This is a genomic window from Bacillus tequilensis KCTC 13622 (genome assembly GCF_000507145.1).
GTDB classification, from domain to species: domain Bacteria; phylum Bacillota; class Bacilli; order Bacillales; family Bacillaceae; genus Bacillus; species Bacillus tequilensis.
Map to the genome: position 1 here is coordinate 223,047 of NZ_AYTO01000007.1, position 19,865 is coordinate 242,911.

The window sequence follows — 19,865 nt, forward strand, 5'->3', positions numbered from 1 at the left end:
TTTCTTAATGTAAGGGTTTAACAGGCGAAACGTTTCTGTTAGTATGGCAACCAAAGCTAGCAGGTGCCTTAGCCCTCCCAGTTTCACCTCTGATGCTGCAGAATCCCAAGCAGCATACAAAATTGAAAACCTCAACAATAGTGAGCTGATGTTGACGTTCGAGCATGCAGATGTTCATATTGATAGATGGAAATGCAACTCTAAAAGATCATGTAACCAGCAAAGAGCAAATTCTCTCCAAAAGCTCAATTGACAAAAGTGGTGATCCTGTTACACTACGATACAAAAGAATTGATCATGGTGCTTTGATCAAAGCAGTAAACCAAAACTCTGACTGGTGTAGGTATACTGGGTTTTGCAGGAGCTACCGTAGGAACAGTCACAATACCCGGCATTGCCAATGACAGGCGCTGCTGCATCTTGCTTCTAATATAGAACTCTTCTAACACTATTTATGGAAGGCGGCCGACATGTACAAAATCATCATTCCTGCCATACTAGCGATCTTTGCGCTCTGGATACTCTTACAGATTTCCCTAGAGATGAGCATCGTTAAGAATCCAATGAACTACTTTATTGCATTCAATATCTTTTTCCTTTTTATAAAGATGGTGAAAGAAAAACAACAATAGTTTGGGCGATGCAAGCAGGAAGACACCTTCTCCCTAACAAAATCATCAGTACACATGGATTTATCTCGCGTTTTAACGATATATAGGTGCACACAAAAAGCTACTTCACTGAGAAGTAGCTCCCTTTATCATATGCCCATTTTGATCCATCTGGTTTTAGAAAAGCGAAGTATAATCGCATTTATGATAATGATCGAAACTAAATACAAAATAATAAATAAAATATCATTATTCCCAAGTGCCATGTTATCAGATTGAAGCACTCTTTCTATTCGCGGATACATAGTGTTACCCGCTTCAAAAGGAGCGATAAAACCAAACGTTTTATTGCTTATAGCTACTAAAATAACAGAAGTAATCCAATAAACGATACTGACACCTATACTAATTAATATATTAGGACATAGCATGCTTATGGTTCCAATAATTAAAATATACTGCAGTATAACCGCAGAAAATAAAAATAACAATAAAGTAAAATGCGAAAAATCATGGTACGTCAACGATATGACTAGCAACCCTAGCCCAATAAACACAAAACATTCCAAAAATAAAACAGCTATCTTTTTATAAAAGAAAGTATAGATGTTCTCTCCAATTAATTTGTAAAAGAGAATATTTTTGTTTGTATACTCTCTATTAATAAAGAAAGCTATAACAAATGAAAATAACATCAAACCAAACTGAGTCGCAACGGTATAGGAGCTAAAGAAAAACATCTCGGGTGTAACATTGCTGACTTTGTCGATTCCAACAAGTAAAAAATATCCCAGTAAAAATAAAAATACGAACATAGATCCTAAAATAATGAAAACTTTGTTGCTAATACTTTTTTTAAACTCTAATTTCATCTTAAGCCCCCACTGTTTACTTACTCATTTATATACACTTCAATTAATTTATCCACTGAATGATATTGCCGAATTTTCTGGTGATTAAATATGTAATAGTCCCCTTCTATCGCCTTTAAATCAGACAAATCATGTGTAATATTAATGATAATCTTATCTGGGTTCTCCTGGATATACTTTTTTAAGAAGCCATGGATCTCTATAACCGTTTTTTTGTCTAATGAATTCGTTATTTCATCTAAAACAATAATATTTTTATCCTCTAATAAGAAACTAAGCAATTTTAGTTTTTGCTTTTGCCCATCACTCAAATTTTTGATCAGAATTTTCCCATCTATATTATCAAGATTAAGTAAATGTGCAATCTTATTTAGCATTTCCGAACCAAACTTTTCACTCAAAAAGTGTAATAAAAAGTCCTTAGAAACATCATTAGGTATATTCGATGAGCTGGATATTAAAGAAACATTTTGTCGAATATCTCTGCCGATTCGTTTGCTATTATTCAACAAAAAGTCTTTAGCAAGCTGTGATTTGCCGACTCCATTTTTTCCGACGACATGGTTGATTTTCCCACTCGAAAAATGTAAGTCAGTGTCCTGAAGTAAGGTTTTGCCCTTCACTTTTAAAGTATAATTCGCTATATTCATATGCATACTCCTAGGAAATATTTACATAAATAAAGAGACGCCTTTTTCTTTGTTAATTAATTAATACTGTTTTTATTTTTGAGGTACCTCTTTCGTTTCCGATTCAGCACTGGAAGAAGAAATGTTTTTTCGATGATTAATTTGGAGATCTTTTACTCTATTTTGCAATATATAAGATCCAATGCACAACGGAATTTACCGCAAGTCCAATTCCTATAACTTGAATAGTAAGGACTAACCAATGATTTGTTTTAAAGCGACTATATTCGTCTAAGCTAAGAAAAGCCAAAAGAATTTTGTAACCATCAGAATTCAATATTGGAACTAAGTTCCACAGTAAAGTTGATGAGAATAGCATAAATGCTACCGTTAAAGATTCACTGGAAATTGTAAATTGATTTATTATTTCTAGCATATTAATTATAAAATAATTGATAAACAAGCCGAATAAATGAACGATTATCTTTTCATTTCTGGACAGCATGTAGGTTTCATTCAATTGGACATAAAAAGCAGGGAAAACATAAAAATTGAGTTTAAAGCCAACTTTGTCAAAGTTTTTCCCGAAAAACTTTAAAGAATAAATATGTCCCAATTCATGAAGCACTATATTCATTATAAAGTAAAAAGCTATAATTATCCACATTTCCCATCCAAATATTACAGAAGTTAACTCTTTCTGCAATTTAATCAAATGAATATAATTCAACATGAACATTATGGCCGTAAAAGATAAGAACAAGTAAAAAAATTTTGTTGACACTCTCTCTTTATAAGTTTCAAAATATGATAATTGTTCATCTGTAAGAGAATCTAAGTTTTTCTTATAATAATCACCACTTATTTTGTCTTTTATAAAAACGTTTTTTTGTACAATCACTTCATATTTCTCATCTTCATACTTCAAAATTTTCATAATAATATTTTTCCATGTGAGGATAAAAGTAGTTTATTTTTTCAGCGGAGTTGAATAGAGAACCACAAACACCACAAATTGAAGAAAATTCATAAGGGATATCAAATTCTTCTATTTTATTGTTTTCTTTTAAAATATCCAAGAACCATTTGAATCCTTCTTTCCTAAGAATAAATAATAGCAAGTTTGAATTTAACTTTTCTACTGTTCTTTCAAAATTCTGATTATATTCTTCTCTTAAGGTTATTTTTGTTTCAAAAATAGCAGGTGAACAACACGGATAAATCTCTCCGTCATGATGATATACAATCTCATATCCGGGACAATATAAGGAATCATCATCATCAAGATTGTGAAACTTATGTATATTTTCTGGCCTAATCCTAGTTCTGGCAGCACCAACTGATATCATTGGAAATTTTGTAATCTTTACACCTAAGATTGAATCACCCAAATCCTCCAAAATATGGTTTGACATCTTGTCTTTAGTAACTGCCATATTAAGAGAAATATCAATATCAGGGTATTTCCTGCTATGCTCTAATATGTTTTTAATACTGGACGATTTGACAAATGGAGCGTGATACTCATCATAACTTATAGTTAAGGCTACAACATTTAACGAATTCATATCATAAAAGTATTCTTGAACCCTTTTCCTGCTGACACCCCAAAATCCATTAGAAATCAACGTTATTTGTTTTTCATATGGTTTAATGATTTCCATTAGTTCTTTCAAAAATATATAGTCTAAAAAAATTTCCCCACCTGTAAAAGAAATCACTTGAATGGTTTTATTTTTTGCAAATTCAGTAACTAAGTCTCTTATATAATCCTTTTCCATCTTAATTGTGGAAGTTGGTGAACTAGAAAAACAACAATGATCACAAGACGCATTACACTTAGAATCTAAATTGATTGATACTGTTTTATCATACATGATTAATCCCCCTGAAAAATGATAAAGGAGAGTTAAACTCTCCTTTATACCCCCAAATTAATGACCACTTCCAAGAATCCAGCGATTTTCTTTTGATTTTACAAAGTACCAAAGGTCATTCACTTTTGCTAACTTCTGTGATTCGTCTAATAGTCCCTTAAACTCTAAATTTTTTACAGGTTCATTGTTTGTGTTTTCCTTTTTCATAATCTCCCCTCCTTCTCTACTAATATAAACCAATTATTCCATATAGTTCAATGTGAGTCAACACATTAGACTAAAAAATCAGAATATTTTTTCTGGTTATAGGATATATCACTCATTCTCCTTTGATATAGATCCACTGAAACCTATATCATATAGATTAAAAGTCACAGGTCGCCTCCGAATCATTAATAGACTGCAAATGGTAAACAAATGATTGTTACCATAGTAATACAAACCTTTCAGCCTAACCCCGAATCAAATATAGCTCACTCCGTGGATACTGTTGCTTAAAGGATTTTTGAGCTCTCTTGCTTTCTCTCTATTTTCCGCTTTTATTAATTCCACACTCATCTCTGCACCTCTTTCCCTCATTTCAATTGTCACAAAAAGCAGTTATGAGGTACTATCATATCAAGGTCCAATGTTTAAAAATAATGCCATACTTTTAAATTCACCTTATCATGCACATGCTCATAAATAGGGGTTATTCTAAAAAGGGGATGGACGATTTTGGAAAGCAAGTACTTAGATCTACTCGCGCAAAAATACGATTGTGAAGAAAAAGTGGTAACGGAAATCATCAATTTGAAAGCGATACTGAACCTGCCAAAAGGCACCGAGCATTTTGTCAGTGATTTGCACGGGGAGTATCAGGCCTTCCAGCACGTGCTCCGCAATGGTTCAGGACGTGTCAAAGAGAAGATACGCGATATTTTCAGCGGCGTCATTTACGATAGAGAAATTGATGAATTAGCGGCATTGGTCTATTACCCGGAAGACAAGCTGAAGTTAATCAAACATGACTTTGATGCGAAAGAAGCATTAAACGAGTGGTATAAAGAAACGATTAACCGAATGATTAAGCTCGTTTCTTATTGCTCCTCCAAGTATACCCGCTCCAAACTGCGCAAAGCACTGCCTGCCCAGTTTGCTTATATTACGGAGGAGCTGCTATACAAAACAGAACAAGCTGGCAACAAGGAGCAATATTACTCCGAAATCATTGATCAGATCATTGAGCTTGGCCAGGCTGATAAGCTGATCACCGGCCTTGCATACAGCGTTCAGCGGCTGGTGGTCGACCATCTGCATGTTGTCGGCGATATTTACGACCGCGGCCCGCAGCCGGATAGGATTATGGAAGAACTGATCAACTATCATTCTGTCGATATTCAATGGGGAAATCACGATGTCCTTTGGATCGGCGCCTATTCCGGTTCCAAAGTATGCCTGGCCAATATTATCCGTATCTGTGCCCGCTATGACAACCTGGATATTATTGAGGACGTGTACGGCATCAACCTGAGACCGCTGCTGAACCTGGCCGAAAAATATTATGACGATAATCCAGCGTTCCGTCCAAAGGCAGACGACAACAGGCCAGAGGATGAGATTAAGCAAATCACAAAAATCCATCAAGCGGTTGCCATGATCCAATTCAAGCTCGAGAGCCCGATTATCAAGAGACGGCCGAACTTTAATATGGAAGAACGGCTGTTACTCGAGAAAATAGATTATGATAAAAATGAAATTACGCTGCACGGAAAAACATATCAACTGGAAAACACCTGCTTTGCGACGGTGAATCCGGAACAGCCAGATCAGCTATTAGAAGAAGAAGCAGAAGTCATAGACAAACTGCTATTCTCTGTCCAGCATTCCGAAAAGCTGGGCCGCCATATGAATTTTATGATGAAAAAAGGCAGCCTTTATTTAAAATACAACGGCAACCTGTTGATTCACGGCTGTATTCCTGTCGATGAAAACGGCAATATGGAAACGATGATGATTGAGGATAAACCGTATGCGGGCCGTGAACTGCTCGATGTGTTTGAACGGTTCTTACGGGAAGCATTTGCCCACCCGGAAGAAACCGACGATCTGGCGACAGATATGACCTGGTATTTATGGACAGGCGAGCACTCCTCCCTCTTCGGAAAACGCGCCATGACGACATTTGAGCGGTATTTCATCAAAGAAAAGGAAACGCATAAAGAGAAGAAAAACCCGTATTATTATTTACGCGAAGACGAGGCAACCTGCCGAAACATCCTGGCAGAATTCGGCCTCAATCCAGATCACGGCCATATCATCAACGGCCATACACCTGTAAAAGAAATCGAAGGAGAAGACCCTATCAAAGCAAACGGAAAAATGATCGTCATCGACGGCGGCTTCTCCAAAGCCTACCAATCCACAACAGGCATCGCCGGCTACACGCTGCTATACAACTCCTACGGCATGCAGCTCGTCGCCCATAAACACTTCAACTCCAAGGCAGAAGTCCTAAGCACCGGAACCGATGTCTTAACCGTGAAGCGATTAGTGGATAAAGAGCTTGAGCGAAAGAAAGTGAAGGAAACGAATGTGGGTGAGGAACTGCTGCAGGAGGTTGCGATTTTGGAGAGTTTGCGGGAGTATCGGTATATGAAGTGAGGAATATTTAGGGTTCAGAGATGATGATATGCTTCCCTTAAAAGTAGACAGATGGAATAAAAAATCTGTTTGCCTTAGGGGAGTTTTTTCAAGGCTGGAAAATGGTACTCAAAGTAAGAATGTGATCTTGGGAATATTTCAATGAAAGAGGTTGCGAAAAAATATGACATTCGTACCGAATCAATTTGTGAATGGAGAGCGTTGCACGACATAGTCGGCGCTGAGAGCGAAACGTTAAAAACACCATACTAACTCCGGCTCTATCAACGTAACAATCGTCTGACAATGATGCATCTAAGTCTAGCACTTATCAATATTAGCTGAAAAAATAATGGTTATGATGGTATTAACCTTATGTGTGAAAAGACCAAGAATTTTTTCTTGGTCTTCTAAAAAATTATATTGTTTATAGTTCAAATATCAAGCACAGTCATATATGTTTCCTTTTTGTGAATAAATGATTCTCTCCCTCCTTCTAGAATAGAAACGATATGTTTTAAAACAACTTCGTCATCCGGGTATCCTTTTTTTGATAACCAACCTCTTTTATTGTCTGATTCTAATATTATAACTTGCTCGGCGTCTGCATTAGTTACTATCGTAGCAGAATGTGTAGCTATTATTACTTGTCTTTTATTTTTGATTTTTCTCAAGCTTTTTACTAGATTTTGATAAATATATAGGTTGTCTAAGTTATCTTCTGGTTGATCGATTACCAATGGTGTACTATCGACACTATGTTCTCCATAATTAAATATCAAAGTAAGTATGGCCACAACCTTTTGACCAAGAGATAGCTCATCAATATCTTTCATAACTACTTTTTCTGTACGTATCGTTTCTTTAGAATTAATATTAAATTTTAATGAGAATTCATCTATTATTTCAAATAGTAACTTAAAACTATTTGTCACTTTTTCAATGTTCCTAAAAATACGCTCCTCAATTTTATTATAAACACGAACCATATTCTTTATAGAAACATTTTCATACTCGCCTGTAATAGTTCCTGAAATGAAATTATTTAAAGACAACTCATTTTCAATTTGTTTGTGCTCTTTATTTAGAATAAGTTCTAAAAATTCTAAATAACCGAACTTTTTAGTTGCCTCATAAACAAATTCATCTATATCGTCCCAAGTCAAATACGTGTTTAAAACTCTTTTTCCTTTTTCTCTATCAAAAATTGGATCATATCTTAGTTCAAGTTCTTTTAGATAAAAGGTAGGATCTTTTAATTTCGGTGAATAAACTATTTGGATTAATTTATTATTCAAACGATTAAATTCCTCAATAGCCATTTTAACATTTTCTTCTCGTTTTTTTATATTAACCAGAACGCTTTGAATATTCTCTCGAAGATATTTTCTATAGTTATTTTTATGGAGCTTATTTAATTTACTTAATACTATTTTAGATCCATTAAGTCTTTCTCCATTTAAAACTATGTCTCTAATAAATTCGCTAATCCTTCCTGTATTACTTAATTCAACAATATTATTAATTGAATAGCTTTTTTTATAAACACTTTCTATTATCGTAGTTGTTTCATTATAATTTAACTCTTGAAATTTATAACCATTTGAAGATTCTACTTGACTAACACGATACAGATTAATCCAGTTTTGGGACAATCTCCTAGTGCCACTTTCTGTCTCAGTTGTTTCTGAAAATGCTTTTCTTAAAAAATAGTTATTGCCTGAATAACCCGATTCGGTGATTTGTGGTATAAAGTTTAAAATGTAATCCATGTTTTTATAATTAAAAACAATATATATAAGATTATGACGTGATATGTATTCAAGTTGATTAATATTCGTGACCTCTAAAGTGAACGCTGTCTCTAAAATACTTAAAATTGTACTTTTTCCGACTCCTCTTCCTCCTATTATGCAGTTTAAATCTCTAGAAAAGTCGACTATGAAAGGTTTTTCTGGTTGTTCTTTATCTCCTAGAAAACCTTTCTCTCCTGGCTCTATATATATGCCTTTTAGAAATCGGTCATTATAAATTGGTTTGTCTATATATATACAGAATTGATAATTTTTAAATGCTTTTTTTAACGACTTAAAGCTTAAATTATTAAATTTAATCCAAGTATTTTTTTTACCTAATTGATTAAGTTCATGCGAGTCCCCTTCATGTATAAAACAAAAATCGCCTTTTGAACTTTCTTGATATTTTTTTATCCTGTTGGAAATTCTCTCCTTAGAATCTATATTTGTTAAGCCTAATATTTTTAAACCACTAAAACCAAATAATGATCTCTTATATAAATTTGTCCCTAAAAAATCACTTGTATTTATATGAGCAATGTATGGAATACCCCCGTTTTCAGTTATCCTATTTACCATATCAAGACAAGATATATAGGTTCCTTCTTCCTCAGAATGTATATATTTACTAACAAAATTTTTCAAATCAGTGTATTTATGCTCATCAAAAATCCCCACTAAATGGTAATAGTCTGAACAACTAATTTCAATACCTAGGAATAACTTAATACTTTTTCTTTGAGTGTTTCCTTTAATCCTAGATTTATAGTAATCAACTAAAACTGCTTGTAACTTCTTAAACCCATTAATAGTATTATGATCAGAAATAACTGCTGCATGTATATTATTTTTATATAATGAATGTGCAATTAATTGATATCCTAATATCTCTTTAAAGTTTGAAAAACTCACATGGAAATCTCTATTTATATCTTCAATAACTTGTTTTTCAAATATAGCAAAATCCTCTTTTTGTATTCTTTCCAGAAACTCTTTAGAATACAATCCCTCATTCAGTGCAACATCAAAAACCTCCTTTAATTTCATGTTTTTGAATAATTTTCCTGGTAATAATCTATAGTCATGAGATGCTGGTGTATGAATATGAAACTCTACTTTTAATAACTTTCCATAAGATTCTTTCATTTGTTGGATACTTTTATAAACAATGTTAAGTTTATTACTATGTTCCAATTTAAAAGTAAACTCCAATCTATGGTAATTTTATATTCAGGTTACTTTTTAATTATCCTAAATTTGTTTTCATCTTTAATGAACTAACCTAAAAAACATACTATATTAATATATCGCTATTTCTAATCAAGCAGAGAAGAGTCTCTGCTTGATCTTTTTTTATGCTTTTTAAATTGACTAAATAAATATCTTTCCTAACTTTTATGATAGAGTTTTAAGGCGGTTTTTTAACATTTCGATCAATCCAGTTGTAGTTTCTTTTCTTTCGAAAAATTTCCTATCCTCGCTAATGTCCAAAATTCCCTCATTTATAATAAATTCTTTTATTAAACTTAAAGCATTCTCTATTATTTCCAAGGACTTTGCATCATTTAACATAACCTTTTCAACTTTTTCAGATATTTTTTCCGCATTTTTATCAATAATTTTTGAAGGATTTTTAAGGTCTGATATTAGATACTTTATTACCATCATTATGTGCCAACGTGCTCTTCGATGTTTTTTTCCTTCTTCATTATTTCTAATAAAAGCTTCTACTCTATACCATGTAAGCCCACTCACATAATATGGATTTAACAAGCTGCTATCCGTAAATAATTTACCTCTAGTTTTTTGTTCAACTTTTCCATACTGACCTGATACTTCATGTGGTAAATCCAAAAACATAGCAGAAGTAGCTTTTATTTGAAATGGAATATTAATAATTTTTGTTTTTTGAATGTCTTCATTTCTGTATTGTTCGGTTCTTCGCTCATAATATAATAAAAATTTATTTTGATTTCTCTTTGCTCTATAATATTCCTCTAATGACTTCTGTTCATCTCTTAAAGCTAATAATTGCTCTGGTTTCAAAGCAGTTTGACTATTTGTTGCCTTAATTATTGCATTTTTAGTATCCTCATCCTCAGTCCCAATTAAACGAATTGGTATATAGATATTCTTCTCGATAATGTCTTTCAATGATTCAAATATTACATTACTTGTTTGACAACCATTTACAATTTGATAGTTTACTAGGCTTGCTTCAGTTGAAATAATATGTACTTGATCTGCAATTATTGTTATCCCGTTATTTAAAAGTCCAAATAAATGCGCATTGGTTCCCGTTAAACCATTTTTCATATCTAGATTTACATCAAATTTCTCGTTTGCACCTAAATAATCACGGATATTATCTTCAAAAATTCCTTTTCTAAGGATTCTTTCTCCATCTACGGCTTCTGATAAAATATCTAATAAATCCTCTAATTTAATTAGCCCAAAATAAGCAGACTTTATAATTCCAGTACTATCTTTAGGATATGGCACTGGTTGTTTATCTAAATTAAATTTTATTTCTGTTAGATTATTTTCTTTTTGATGTAATTCCCTTATTTCCTTCAAGCCAATAAAATTTAGTGATATATTGTCTTCATCAAATATATATCTTTGCTTTAATACTTCTAAACCTGTTAATATTTCAGACTTTAAATGAAGATCAATATCCTCATCTTTTACTGAAATTTTCTTCGGTGCTAAAGCAGTATAATACATTTTAAGAGCCGGGTCATTTTTAAATTTTGTGCTTAAATCATATATATATTTTGCCGTTTCCCAAGAGTTTTTGAGCTCAGTAATCTCACAAAATTCGAAGTTAAAAAACCTGTTTACTCCCTGTAAAAAATCCCTAACTTCGCTCCTATCAAATTTTTCAGAAGTCTTCGTTTGAGTAAATAAAAATTTCACTTCAATTTTTCGGGTAGAATTACAAATATAATCTACATCCTCTACGCCTTCGACCAATTTATCATTAATAAAAATAGCTACTCCATCAATCCCAAATGCTGTTCCTGTTTCCATATCCTCATAACTTGCATGAGGATCATTATTGTATGAACTTAAAATTAAATCATTTATAAACATCTCAAAAATATTATGTTCATTCTTTGCTTTTCTTCTTGAAATTTCGTATTTATCCACAAAACCTTTTACATATCCCGAAATCATAGGATGTTTAATAGTAGTGACTACCGCCATTTAATTACCTCCAGTAGTTTTAATGTTACAAAATACTTCTTTTTTATAAAAATAAATAGTAAGATAAAAATCTTTCTACTTATGATACGGCTCCCCCCGATTAATCCGAAAAGCCCGATAAATCTGCTCTACCAGAATCAGCCGCATCAACTGATGAGGAAACGTCATTTTCGAGAACGACAGCTTTTCATCCGCTCGCTTCATCACTGCGTCACTCAATCCGAGTGATCCGCCGATGACGAAGGTGACTTTGCTTTTTCCATATGTAGCCAGCTTATCTATTGTATCGGCTAGTTCTTCGGATGTTTTCATTTTTCCTTCGATGGCGAGGGCGATGACGTGGGCGTCGGGGCTGATTTTGGATAGGATGCGGTCGCCTTCTTTGTCTTTTATGATTTTCATGTCCTGGTCGCTTAGGTTTTCCGGCGCTTTTTCGTCCGGGAGTTCGATAATGTCGATTTTTGCGTAGGCTGAAAGTCGTTTTGTGTATTCTTCAATGCCTTGCTTGAGGTATTTTTCTTTTAGTTTTCCAATTGTCACAATATTGATATTCACAGGTCATCCCCACTTTAGAAACAAGTTATTCATATATGTTGTCCACATTTGTGGATATCTTTTCTGTATTTTGTGTAAGATCATTCGTTCCCCACTATATATACTGCGGGTTCCCCACATAATTCACAGGCTGTGGATAAACTGTTAGTATGTTCGAGTTTTCTGATTTCGGGCGGTAGCTCGTGGTCGTCTATGTACATATCCAGTACGGTTTCGATGTGTTCTTCACAGGAATAATACGTTTGTTTCATGTTCAAATCCTCCGATGGTTTCTTGCATTTTGCAAATATTCTCCTCCCAATATAACCTATTTATTCACATGTTAGTAGTGCTTCGGGCTGAGTTTTATCCACAATTCGACAAACAAGCTGTTGATGACTCTATTTCGCTCGTATGTTAGTTTGGATGTAACCGATGTGTGGGGAGGTCTGTCTTTTGCGTCTTAAATGGGTTTTGCTTTTTGTGATCATGTTGCTGCTTGCTGGTTGCCAGCCGTCTTATTGGGTGTTAGAGAAGGATCGACTTGATGAAGTGACAGATATTAAAATGTACGTAAATGATCTTCAAATGCATGATGACGTAAAAGGATATCAAATCTTCACCATTTCAGAAGGCAAAAAAATGGTCGGCGTTTCTCTCGGAAGCAGCGAGAACGACAAACAGCTTGAGGTGTCAGACGTCAAATTCTCATCTAAAGAAACGGTTGTAACTGTGAAGCGAAAAGCTACTCTCAAAGCAAATGAGAAAAACCCTTATATTTTAATTGGACTGGACAAAATCAAAGGGGATTTCATCGTACAGGATGAATTGGGAAATCGATTTGAAGAAATAGATTATCAGCAATAAAGCCGGCGTTCCAAGGAACGTCCGGCTTTTTCTTTTACTTCAATGTTCCATGCGGGTCGATGACGAATTTTTTGGCTGCGCCTTTGTCGAAGTCGCTGTAGCCGTTTGGCGCGTCGTTCAGAGAAATGACGGTGGCGTTGACGGCTTTTGCGATTTGCGCCCTGCCGCTTAAGATCGCTTTCATCAAATTGCGGTTGTATGTCATGGCTGGTGTTTGTCCGGTGACGAAGGTGTGGGCTTTGGCCCAGCCAAGTCCGAATCGGATTTTTAGTGAGCCTGTTTTGGCATCCGCATCCTTTGCACCGGGATCTTCGGTTACATATAAGCCCGGAATGCCGAGGCTTCCTCCGACCTGGGTGACGTCCATAATCGAGTTCAGCACGGCGGCAGGCGCTTCTCCTTGATTGCCGTGCCCAGAGGCTTCAAAGCCGACACAGTCCACTGCGGCATCAACGGTCGGTTCACCTAGTATTTGTTCAATTTGCTCGCCGAGGCGGTCGTGTTTTCGTACGTTGACCGTTTCACAGCCGAAGCTTCTCGCCTGTGCCAGTCTGTCTTCGTTCAGATCGCCAACGATCACCGTCGAGGCGCCAAGGAGCTGGGCGGAATGGGCGGCTGCTAATCCGACAGGCCCCGCTCCCGCGATATAGACGGTTGAGCCTGTTTGTACGCCCGCTGTGTATGCCCCGTGAAAGCCGGTCGGAAAAATATCGGACAGCATGGTCAAATCGAGAATCTTTTCCAGCGCCTGTTCTTTATCAGGGAATACCAAAAGCTGAAAATCAGCGTACGGCACCATGACATATTCCGACTGGCCGCCGACCCAGCCGCCCATATCGACGTAGCCGTAAGCCGATCCCGGCCGGTCCGGATTGACATTCAGGCACACGTGCGTTTTCTGCGTTCTGCACATCACACAGCGTCCGCAGGCAATATTGAATGGAACGGATACGATGTCGCCTTTTTTAATAAATTCGACATCCCGCCCCGTTTCAATGACCTCTCCGGTGATTTCATGACCGAGCACCAAGCCTTCAGGCGCCGTCGTGCGGCCTCTGACCATATGCTGGTCGCTCCCGCAAATGTTAGTTGTAATCACTTTGAGAATAACCCCATGCTCACATTTTCGATTCACATTCGCCTTCGGAACGCCGGGCCCGTCCCTCAAGATTAACTCCGGATACCCGATATCCTCCACCGCCACAGTTCCTTTGCCTTTGTACACAACCGCTTTGTTTCCAGTCAACGTCATTCCTCCCATTCATGTGTTTGGACTTTGTGTCCTTGAACATGACTTCGGTTCGGCGTGACTCTTTCCCTTTTTCACGACTGTTTTTTCTGCATCCTGACGACAACAAATACGCCAAGTAAGCAGCCGATAATGGTTCCGAGGATGTCCAGCCAATTTGCTTTCCCTCCGTTTAACAGAAACATCGTAGCCGCCGAAGTCAGGCTGATGATAACTGCCAGAAGAATGACTCGTTTCGTAAGCATGCGAATTCCTCCTTTACCCACCATTCAACTAGCACGTCTATTTTACAAAAATTCACAAATTTTACACAAAATTTATTTAAAATAGTAGGAAATCTCAGGAAATTTGTAGGATTTTATATTTGATTCAAAAAAATGGGAGGTAAGAAAATGTTTAAAAAAATTGTGATTGGTACATTAGCTTTGGGAATTACACTAGGTGTTGGGGGCACTCTTGCTAGCCCGGCTTCTGCGGCTGAACTTTCTACACAGGAAGTCAAAGCACAGGATATCAAATATGTCACGGGTTATAAAGTGACTTACTGGGGGCTTTCTGATTACAACGATATTCCTGACTATTACAACTATTCAATTGGCGGCTATAAAGGAACATTGGAGCTATATAATTTTGAACCACGTTATGACGGCGGCTGGACGGCTTTCTATCAAGGATATGTATCAAATTAAGCTACAGAAAAAGAGACTTCTTGCAAGTCTCTTTTTCGTATTTCCTGAGAAATAATGTGACAATAATAGTCGCTTAAAACCCCTTCATTACCTCAAAATCATACAGCTTCAAATGACTCTTCGGCGTCACGACGTCCTTTACCTTCCCGATCTCTTTTTCCTTCACTTTCTTTCCGGTTTTCAGGCTGTACTGTTCAATGGTTGCAGGCTTGTTGTACGTGTATGTGAAGAAATAGAGGCTGCTGCCTTTTTGGGTGATTTCTTTGAAATCGGCTTTCAGTTTTTCGGATGAAAGGGTGACGTCGATGCTTGTTTTTCCTGTCTTGGCATCGATTTTGTACACCTTTCCGAAGCCGTCAATGAAGTATAGAAAACCATCATAAGAGAAAAAGCTTTTTTTGAAGCTGAAAGGCATGGAGCTGTATATCGTTTGTTCGTCGTTTTTGTATTGGGCGATGTCGTGCAGTTCTACTTTGCCGCTCTTCTTGTTGATTTTGACCATTTGATAAAGATTGCGCGATTTTTGGCCGCGAACCATAACATACACAGCTTTGTCGTCGACAGCAAGCTGGGATTCGACTGAGGCTCCTTCTCGGTACTTCCATTCCGTTATGTTGTGATAGGTGAGCTTCTTCTGATCGGCTTGAACCTGGAGGAGCTGATAGCCTTTTTCGTCAGCTGTCGGGACAAGTGCGTAAATGGCGCCGTCATGAAAACCTGAGGCGCGGATATAGTATGGGATGGCGTCTTTTTTCCACTCTCCGTCCATCTGGCGGTACAGCTCTGAGCGATATCCGTCTCCCTTTTTGTCGTAGCCTGAGTTGTATAAGGTGTAAAAGCCGTCCGTGTTTTGCAGAAAGCCCGCGCTGTCTCCTGTGTGCTGATAGGCTCTTTTATGAGAGTGTAGGCCGTTTTTGATTGTGTAAATCGTATTTTTGTCCTCGAGCAGCACACTGTCGCCGTGAACCTTGGCTGAGCCCAGCTCAAGGCCCTTCATCTTAAAGGAAGACAGCGCCCCGTCCTGGCTGATAAACAGGGCGCAGCTTTTCCCGCCGCCAAATGCATCTTGATCCGCAGAGGATGAGAAATACAGCAGGACTTCTTTGTCATCGAGAAAATCAGGGTCTCTGAGATCCTGCTGACTTACGGCTTTATGGCTTGGGGTGGGAGAAACGAAGATAAATAGCGCGATACCTGCGAGAATCAGCATGACGATGATGATCATCCGCTTCTTCATGTCCTTCTCCTTAGTTGATGGTCATAATGGTTGCTGTATAGGATGAGCTGGTGATGTCGCGCGGATACACGCCTAATCCCCCGTTGCTGTCGATATCAATGCCGGCTTTCAGCAAAAAGGCGGACCACAGGAGTTTTGAACAGTTTTTGGCACCGTCATGGCCGGTATTTCTGTTATTAACAAAGTTAAACGAGTATGGGTCGCCGACCTTTGATACCGCCCAGTCGGCAGCAGATGTTTTTTGAGATGAAGTAACGTTAACTGTCTGCACAAGGGAGTTGTCTTCCACCTCTCTGGCATTATAAGCGATCTGTCTGACACCGTCGCTCGGGACAGATTCAACAATTTTGTCAGAGGCGGAGTACATGCCGACATGGCCGTGGTTGTAGTAGGCTGTGTAGGAGTTGGTGTAATAGATATTCCCTTTCGCGCTTGTCGGGAGTTTTTTCGTGCCGGACGAGCCGCCCATGACGGACATGCCGCTTTCCTTAGCGAGCCGGTCTCCCTCCGCTTTATCAGCTGTGATTTCCTTATAGAACTGCTTCAAAATGACGTTTTGCTTTACGTGCTGCTGTTTGGCGATCTGGCTGGCGGATTTCATGATTTCTTCCGGTGTCGTGCCTGGCTGCAGTGCGGCAATTTCTTCAGCTTCGTTTGTGGTCTTTACGGCTTTGACGGGAGAAACAAACAGGCCGCCGCAAATTGTAAGCGCTACCATAAACATCGATACCTTTTTCTTCAACTTCATGACATCTCCTCTTTTCTTGTAAATGTAGGAAAGGTGATTTCCTCACCCACATTATATTAGGAAAATGAGGAAAGTAACTAGGTTATTTACAGAATTTTTAGAAATCATTTACAGAAAAAAACCTTTACAGGTCCTTTTCTAAAGCTTCTTGCTCATCACCACGTCCGTTTCTTGAAATCCGGTTCGCTCATATAACTTCCGCGCCGTCTGATTATGGGCAAAGACGTGAAGGGAGATCTTCTGGATTCCCATGCTGCGTGCCGTTTGTTCTAATGCCGCCAATGCCTGCTTTGCGTAGCCTTTGCCGCGGTATGGTTCGTATAACCCGAAATCATAAATGAACGCTTCCTGCTGCGGATGCTCCGGCTCAGCGTGAATCCAGAGCCAGCCCACGATGTCCTTTTCATTCAGCGTGAGGCTCCATAAATGATGGTCGGGTGTTTCCAGCCCTTTCGGAAGCAGATTTGAAAAAGTCTGCTTAGACAAAAGCGGTGCATCTTCAGGCAGCCATGTCCCCGCCTTTACCTTTTCTTCCGCGTAGTGCTTGGCTGTGTACGTAAGATAAGATCGGAATTCTTCTGTTTGCATGGGAGTCAGCATTATTGTCATATCATCTCTCCTTTATATATTGACTAGAGGATCTTACATAAAATAGAAAGAGGTGTTACTATCAGAATAAACAACTTAGACTAATAAGTCACTAGAGAAGGGAGTTTCACATGAATAAAATTGCACCCGCAGAAATCGCTAACATGCTCAACGATTGGTACCTTGCGATCAGGAAACATGAAGCTGAAGAGTCTGCCCGTTTATTTGAAGAAGTGAAGCCTTTATTGGGTGACATGGAAGAGGACCAGGAGATTCTTGCTTACTTCTCCTTATTGGAACTGCGACACAAGGTTTTGCTTCACGAAGCGAGAGGACAAGGTTTTCAGCATGAGGAGCCTTCTCATATGAATGCTACGTCAGACTTGCTGAAATATTACTTTTTTCTGTTTGAGGGCATGTATGAAGCCTATAACAATAATTACGACATTGCCATTGGGCTGTATAAAGAGGCTGAGCAGTATCTCAGCAACATTCCCGATCCGATTGAGAAAGCCGAATTTCACCTGAAGGTCGGAAAGCTCTATTATAAGCTGGGACAAAATATTGTGTCCCTCAATCATACACGGCTGGCGGTCAAAACGTTCAGGGAAGAGAGCGATTATAAAAAGAAACTGGCCTCGGCGCTGATCACCATGTCAGGCAATTTTACCGAGATGGGCCAGTTTGAAGAAGCCGAAACACACTTGGAGGAAGCGATTCGGATCACGAGAGAATTAGAGGATCATTTCTTTGAAGCCCAGCTTTTGCATAACTTCGGACTTCTCCATGCACAAAGCGGCAAGTCAGAAGAAGCGATCTCCACTTTAGAAGCGGCCCTGCAGAACGAAGACTACGCCCGCTCCGCCTATTACTATCATTCTGTCTACTTGCTGATACGAGAGCTGTTTAAGGTCAACAAGAAAGAACGGGCGCTCACTTACTACCACGAAGTGAAGGAAAAATTGACTGCAAAGCCGAATAGAGTATGCGAGGCTAAAATAGACATTTTATATGCCCTTTATGCAAAAGGAGGTCATGCGGAAACGTTTCACTTATGCAAACAACATATGGATGACTTGTTGTCCGAGAAAGAGTATGACAGTGTAAGAGAACTTTCCATTTTGGCTGGCGAAAGGTATAGGGAGTATGAGCTTTACAAAGAAGCGGCCCACTTTTTTTATGAAGCCTTACAAATTGAAGAACTCATCAAACGAACGGAGGTTATCTAAATGAAAAAATTTCTGATTGGCGCAGGCGTCGCAGCGGTGATTTTATCTGGGTGGTTTATTGCAGACCATCAAGCCCATTCACAGGATATGAAAGTCGCTGAGAAAATGATTGGATAAACGGAAAAACCCCCGCGGGATGCGGGGGTTTTCTGATTAAAGCAATTTTTTCCCTAGCAGGGATTCCACGAGCTCTACGGCTGTTTTTCCGGTTTTGTTTTTGTGATCAAGGATCGGGTTGACCTCAACGAATTCAGCTGAGGTGATGATGCCTGCGTCATACAGCATTTCCATAGCCAGATGGCTCTCCCGGTAGCTGATGCCGCCGACGACAGGGGTTCCGACACCCGGTGCGTCGTTCGGATCAAGCCCGTCCAAATCAAGGCTCAGATGGACCCCGTCACATGCTGATAAATAATCAAGGGTTTCTTCCATCACTTTTGTCATGCCGAGACGGTCGATTTCGTGCATCGTGTACACCTTCATGCCGCTTTCCTTAATGTACTTGCGCTCCCCTTCATCAAGAGACCGGGCGCCGATGATGACGACGTTTTGCGGCTTGATTTTAGGTGCATAGCCTTCAAGGTTCACCAGCGACTCGTGGCCAATGCCGAGGCTGACGGCAAGCGGCATGCCGTGGATATTGCCTGATGGCGAGGTTTCAAGTGTATTCAAGTCGCCGTGCGCGTCATACCAGATGACGCCGAGATTATCGTAATGCTTCGCTGTGCCTGCCAGCGTGCCGATCGCAATACTGTGGTCACCGCCCAGAACAAGCGGGAATTTTTTCTCTTCGATGACTTTGTTGACCTTTTGAGCGAGTTTTTCATTTCCTGACAAAACGGAATTCAGGTTTTTCAGTTCCTCGTCATTGTTGATCTTTTCGCGGTTGATCGGAATGTCACCGAGATCTTCAACCGTATACCCCATATCTGACAGCCTCTCGATCAGATGGGCGTACCGGATGGCACTCGGGCCCATGTCCACACCGCGTCGTGCTTGTCCTAAATCCATTGGCATTCCAATAACCGAAATCGTTTTATCCATCTGTGATTCCACCTCAACATATAAGATAATGTCCTATGCGGGTTATAACAAAGATGACTTGCG

The 19,865-nt window shown here is 38.4% G+C and carries 21 protein-coding genes and 1 pseudogene; 7 read left to right on the forward strand and 15 right to left on the reverse strand.

Annotated elements, in window-relative coordinates; translation table 11 throughout:
• Nucleotides 1–35 precede the first annotated feature (35 nt).
• Together V756_RS1000000124270 and V756_RS0102690 are read left to right on the forward strand one after the other, a co-directional pair.
• Nucleotides 36–430: pseudogene (locus V756_RS1000000124270) on the forward strand (Pathogenicity island protein).
• 40 nt (nt 431–470) lie between these two features.
• Nucleotides 471–632, forward strand: a complete 162-nt coding sequence (locus tag V756_RS0102690; RefSeq protein ID WP_024713308.1) for a hypothetical protein — start codon at nt 471–473, stop codon at nt 630–632.
• A gap of 128 nt (nt 633–760) precedes the next feature.
• Here V756_RS0102690 and yydJ read toward each other — a convergent pair whose 3' ends face one another.
• The 5 genes from yydJ to V756_RS0102715 form a co-directional block, all read right to left on the reverse strand.
• Entirely contained in the window at nt 761–1,483 is a 723-nt protein-coding gene (yydJ, locus tag V756_RS0102695) for a YydJ family epipeptide exporter permease subunit (RefSeq protein ID WP_024713309.1), read from the reverse strand.
• 20 nt (nt 1,484–1,503) lie between these two features.
• The gene (gene yydI / locus V756_RS0102700) at nt 1,504–2,133 is read right to left on the reverse strand and encodes a YydI family epipeptide exporter ATP-binding subunit (protein WP_024713310.1); all 630 of its coding nucleotides are present in this window, start codon (nt 2,131–2,133) and stop codon (nt 1,504–1,506) included.
• Nucleotides 2,134–2,290: 157 nt separating this feature from the next.
• Nucleotides 2,291–3,049, reverse strand: coding sequence for a zinc metalloprotease LiaK (liaK, locus tag V756_RS0102705; RefSeq protein WP_024713311.1), 759 nt, complete (start codon nt 3,047–3,049; stop codon nt 2,291–2,293).
• Nucleotides 3,030–3,989, reverse strand: coding sequence for a YydG family radical SAM peptide epimerase (locus V756_RS0102710; RefSeq protein ID WP_024713312.1), 960 nt, complete (start codon nt 3,987–3,989; stop codon nt 3,030–3,032). Before V756_RS0102710 ends, liaK begins: the two co-directional genes overlap by 20 nt.
• 57 nt (nt 3,990–4,046) lie before the next feature.
• Nucleotides 4,047–4,196 carry an epipeptide YydF family RiPP gene (locus V756_RS0102715; RefSeq protein ID WP_014115819.1) on the reverse strand — a complete coding sequence of 50 codons (150 nt, stop codon included), beginning with the start codon at nt 4,194–4,196 and terminating at the stop codon, nt 4,047–4,049.
• Between the two features lie 510 nt (nt 4,197–4,706).
• Between V756_RS0102715 and fbp the strand changes: the two genes are divergently transcribed.
• Entirely contained in the window at nt 4,707–6,632 is a 1,926-nt protein-coding gene (fbp, locus tag V756_RS0102725) for a fructose-1,6-bisphosphatase (protein WP_024713313.1), read from the forward strand.
• A gap of 413 nt (nt 6,633–7,045) precedes the next feature.
• On the opposite strand, the gene V756_RS0102730 is transcribed toward fbp, so the two are convergent.
• The 4 genes from V756_RS0102730 to V756_RS1000000123210 all read right to left on the reverse strand — a co-directional run bounded on the left by V756_RS0102730 (nt 7,046) and on the right by V756_RS1000000123210 (nt 12,423).
• Nucleotides 7,046–9,601 carry a Spaf_1101 family AAA-like ATPase gene (locus tag V756_RS0102730; protein ID WP_024713314.1) on the reverse strand — a complete coding sequence of 852 codons (2,556 nt, stop codon included), beginning with the start codon at nt 9,599–9,601 and terminating at the stop codon, nt 7,046–7,048.
• A gap of 201 nt (nt 9,602–9,802) precedes the next feature.
• Nucleotides 9,803–11,617, reverse strand: coding sequence for an AIPR family protein (locus V756_RS0102735; protein ID WP_024713315.1), 1,815 nt, complete (start codon nt 11,615–11,617; stop codon nt 9,803–9,805).
• Nucleotides 11,618–11,692: 75 nt separating this feature from the next.
• Nucleotides 11,693–12,172 carry a 23S rRNA (pseudouridine(1915)-N(3))-methyltransferase RlmH gene (gene rlmH, locus V756_RS0102740; protein ID WP_003226975.1) on the reverse strand — a complete coding sequence of 160 codons (480 nt, stop codon included), beginning with the start codon at nt 12,170–12,172 and terminating at the stop codon, nt 11,693–11,695.
• Between the two features lie 80 nt (nt 12,173–12,252).
• Nucleotides 12,253–12,423, reverse strand: coding sequence for a CxxH/CxxC protein (locus tag V756_RS1000000123210; RefSeq protein WP_081719750.1), 171 nt, complete (start codon nt 12,421–12,423; stop codon nt 12,253–12,255).
• Between the two features lie 184 nt (nt 12,424–12,607).
• Here V756_RS1000000123210 and V756_RS0102750 point away from each other — a divergent pair, with 184 nt between their 5' ends.
• Nucleotides 12,608–13,018, forward strand: coding sequence for a hypothetical protein (locus V756_RS0102750; protein ID WP_024713316.1), 411 nt, complete (start codon nt 12,608–12,610; stop codon nt 13,016–13,018).
• A 34-nt stretch (nt 13,019–13,052) separates the two neighbouring features.
• On the opposite strand, the gene fdhA is transcribed toward V756_RS0102750, so the two are convergent.
• Complete coding sequence (gene fdhA, locus V756_RS0102755) at nt 13,053–14,279, reverse strand: formaldehyde dehydrogenase, glutathione-independent (protein ID WP_081719751.1); 1,227 nt, start codon at nt 14,277–14,279, stop codon at nt 13,053–13,055.
• 62 nt (nt 14,280–14,341) lie between these two features.
• On the reverse strand, nt 14,342–14,512 hold the full coding sequence (locus V756_RS1000000124090) for a hypothetical protein (RefSeq protein WP_024713318.1): 171 nt from the start codon (nt 14,510–14,512) through the stop codon (nt 14,342–14,344).
• Between the two features lie 147 nt (nt 14,513–14,659).
• Here V756_RS1000000124090 and V756_RS0102765 point away from each other — a divergent pair, with 147 nt between their 5' ends.
• Complete coding sequence (locus V756_RS0102765) at nt 14,660–14,956, forward strand: hypothetical protein (RefSeq protein WP_024713319.1); 297 nt, start codon at nt 14,660–14,662, stop codon at nt 14,954–14,956.
• A gap of 73 nt (nt 14,957–15,029) precedes the next feature.
• Here the strand turns inward: V756_RS0102765 and V756_RS0102770 are convergent, their stop codons facing one another.
• The 3 genes from V756_RS0102770 to V756_RS0102780 all read right to left on the reverse strand — a co-directional run bounded on the left by V756_RS0102770 (nt 15,030) and on the right by V756_RS0102780 (nt 17,550).
• Nucleotides 15,030–16,193 (reverse strand): YycP family beta-propeller protein, encoded by a 1,164-nt coding sequence (locus V756_RS0102770; protein ID WP_024713320.1) that lies wholly within the window; start codon nt 16,191–16,193, stop codon nt 15,030–15,032.
• A 10-nt stretch (nt 16,194–16,203) separates the two neighbouring features.
• Entirely contained in the window at nt 16,204–16,941 is a 738-nt protein-coding gene (locus tag V756_RS0102775) for a YiiX/YebB-like N1pC/P60 family cysteine hydrolase (protein ID WP_024713321.1), read from the reverse strand.
• A 138-nt stretch (nt 16,942–17,079) separates the two neighbouring features.
• Nucleotides 17,080–17,550: a GNAT family N-acetyltransferase gene (locus tag V756_RS0102780; protein ID WP_024713322.1), complete on the reverse strand. Its 471-nt coding sequence runs from the start codon at nt 17,548–17,550 to the stop codon at nt 17,080–17,082.
• Nucleotides 17,551–17,660: 110 nt separating this feature from the next.
• Here V756_RS0102780 and rapG point away from each other — a divergent pair, with 110 nt between their 5' ends.
• Complete coding sequence (rapG, locus tag V756_RS0102785; RefSeq protein ID WP_024713323.1) at nt 17,661–18,758, forward strand: response regulator aspartate phosphatase RapG; 1,098 nt, start codon at nt 17,661–17,663, stop codon at nt 18,756–18,758.
• Nucleotides 18,759–18,875 carry a Phr family secreted Rap phosphatase inhibitor gene (locus tag V756_RS0102790; protein ID WP_024713324.1) on the forward strand — a complete coding sequence of 39 codons (117 nt, stop codon included), beginning with the start codon at nt 18,759–18,761 and terminating at the stop codon, nt 18,873–18,875.
• Nucleotides 18,876–18,911: 36 nt separating this feature from the next.
• Here V756_RS0102790 and rocF read toward each other — a convergent pair whose 3' ends face one another.
• A complete protein-coding gene (gene rocF, locus V756_RS0102795) occupies nt 18,912–19,802 on the reverse strand; it encodes an arginase (protein WP_024713325.1) in 891 nt (296 codons plus the stop codon).
• Nucleotides 19,803–19,865 lie beyond the last annotated feature (63 nt).

Excerpts from the sequence above, each read along its gene's own strand:
- liaK (WP_024713311.1), bottom strand. The coding sequence starts at position 3,049 with ATGAAAATTTTGAAGTATGAAGATGAGAAATATGAAGTGATTGTACAA.
- V756_RS0102790 (WP_024713324.1), top strand. The coding sequence starts at position 18,759 with ATGAAAAAATTTCTGATTGGCGCAGGCGTCGCAGCGGTGATTTTATCT.
- V756_RS0102710 (WP_024713312.1), bottom strand. The coding sequence starts at position 3,989 with ATGTATGATAAAACAGTATCAATCAATTTAGATTCTAAGTGTAATGCG.
- rapG (WP_024713323.1), top strand. The coding sequence starts at position 17,661 with ATGAATAAAATTGCACCCGCAGAAATCGCTAACATGCTCAACGATTGG.
- V756_RS0102775 (WP_024713321.1), bottom strand. The coding sequence starts at position 16,941 with ATGAAGTTGAAGAAAAAGGTATCGATGTTTATGGTAGCGCTTACAATT.
- V756_RS0102735 (WP_024713315.1), bottom strand. The coding sequence starts at position 11,617 with ATGGCGGTAGTCACTACTATTAAACATCCTATGATTTCGGGATATGTA.
- V756_RS0102770 (WP_024713320.1), bottom strand. The coding sequence starts at position 16,193 with ATGAAGAAGCGGATGATCATCATCGTCATGCTGATTCTCGCAGGTATC.
- V756_RS0102690 (WP_024713308.1), top strand. The coding sequence starts at position 471 with ATGTACAAAATCATCATTCCTGCCATACTAGCGATCTTTGCGCTCTGG.
- V756_RS0102715 (WP_014115819.1), bottom strand. The coding sequence starts at position 4,196 with ATGAAAAAGGAAAACACAAACAATGAACCTGTAAAAAATTTAGAGTTT.
- fdhA (WP_081719751.1), bottom strand. The coding sequence starts at position 14,279 with ATGGGAGGAATGACGTTGACTGGAAACAAAGCGGTTGTGTACAAAGGC.
- V756_RS0102780 (WP_024713322.1), bottom strand. The coding sequence starts at position 17,550 with ATGACAATAATGCTGACTCCCATGCAAACAGAAGAATTCCGATCTTAT.
- yydI (WP_024713310.1), bottom strand. The coding sequence starts at position 2,133 with ATGAATATAGCGAATTATACTTTAAAAGTGAAGGGCAAAACCTTACTT.
- V756_RS1000000124090 (WP_024713318.1), bottom strand. The coding sequence starts at position 14,512 with ATGCTTACGAAACGAGTCATTCTTCTGGCAGTTATCATCAGCCTGACT.
- V756_RS1000000123210 (WP_081719750.1), bottom strand. The coding sequence starts at position 12,423 with ATGAAACAAACGTATTATTCCTGTGAAGAACACATCGAAACCGTACTG.
- V756_RS0102765 (WP_024713319.1), top strand. The coding sequence starts at position 14,660 with ATGTTTAAAAAAATTGTGATTGGTACATTAGCTTTGGGAATTACACTA.
- rocF (WP_024713325.1), bottom strand. The coding sequence starts at position 19,802 with ATGGATAAAACGATTTCGGTTATTGGAATGCCAATGGATTTAGGACAA.
- yydJ (WP_024713309.1), bottom strand. The coding sequence starts at position 1,483 with ATGAAATTAGAGTTTAAAAAAAGTATTAGCAACAAAGTTTTCATTATT.